We start from the raw sequence: 1,162 nt of genomic DNA on the forward strand, positions 1-1,162 counted from the left end.
GGACCTCCGCGGGGTCGCCGCCCACGACGGCACTCATGCCGGTCGGGGTGGCGGCGGCAGCGGCTGCCATGCTGTTGGCGCGTTCGCGGACAAACGTCATGGCTTCGGATTCCGACAGGACACCGGCGAGGGAAGCCGCGGTGATTTCGCCGACGGAGTGGCCGGCAAGGATGACGGGAAGCGTGCCGAGTTCGACGTCGAACAGCGACTTCGCCGTCACCAGGCCCGCAGCAACGATCAGCGGCTGCGCGACTGCGGTGTCCTTGATGGTCTCCTCATCGGAGGTGGTGCCGTGGGCGGTGAGGTCGATGCCTGCTATTTCGCTGAGGGAGGCCAGGAGGCCTGCGACGGGTGGCAGTTCCAGCCAAGGGGCCAGAAAACCAGGGGTCTGGGAGCCCTGTCCAGGGCAAACGATTGCAAGCACGTAACCAGCTTTCCAAATTACCGCGTGAACATTCGTGTTTTCATGCACCAAGCTCACTGGGTCAGTTTGTAGGAAGTCTACAACGGTTCAGGAGCCGTTGCGGGGAGGTTGCCGCTCCGTGGGGGCCTTCGGCGGGGCAGAAAGCCGGCCCACGACGAGGGCGGTCTGGAGCACGAACGCCTCCCGCGGCAGCAGCGGATCCCAGCCGGTGACGTCGCAGACGCGCTTGAGCCGGTAGCGCACTGTGTTGGCATGGACGAAGAGTTCCCTGGCCGTGGCCTCGAGTGAATGGCCCAGTTCGAGGTACGTGCCGAGGGTCTCCACCAGCCCGTTGGAGGCGGCCAGAAGCGGGCGGTAGATGTTCTTGACCAGCGAGCGGCGGGCGGCGTCGTCGCCGGAGATCACCCGCTCCGGGAGCAGGTCATCGGCCGCCACCGGGCGCGGCGCGGAAGGCCACGCGCGGGCCGCGGTGAGGCCGGCAAAGGCGGACTGGGCTGAGCCGCTGGCCTCGAGGAGGGACCCGGCCTCCGGGCCGTAGACCACCGGGCCGGGGGCAAAGAGTTCGCTGAGTTTCAGGTACGCGGTCTCCCGGTCGTGGACCCCGCCCAGGATCAGGATGAGGCGGTCGCCCTGGATCCCCACAAGGGCGTCCTCGGCGAAGCGCCCCGCCGTGCGCCGCAGTTCGCTGACGTAGCTGGCGCTTGGTTCGGACGGGGAATTCCCGACCATGACCGTGCA

General features: G+C 67.9%; 2 protein-coding genes. Both read right to left on the reverse strand.

The genetic code is table 11. From position 1 onward, the window contains the following. Positions 1–424: ACP S-malonyltransferase (locus LQV45_RS34270; protein ID WP_230012322.1), on the reverse strand; the 424-nt coding region annotated here is incomplete at its 3' end. Positions 425–511: 87 nt separating this feature from the next. Further along, the coding region (locus LQV45_RS34275) for a CdaR family transcriptional regulator (protein ID WP_230012325.1) at positions 512–1,162 on the reverse strand (651 nt) is incomplete at its 5' end.

This window comes from Microbacterium sp. Bi128 (assembly GCF_918698205.1).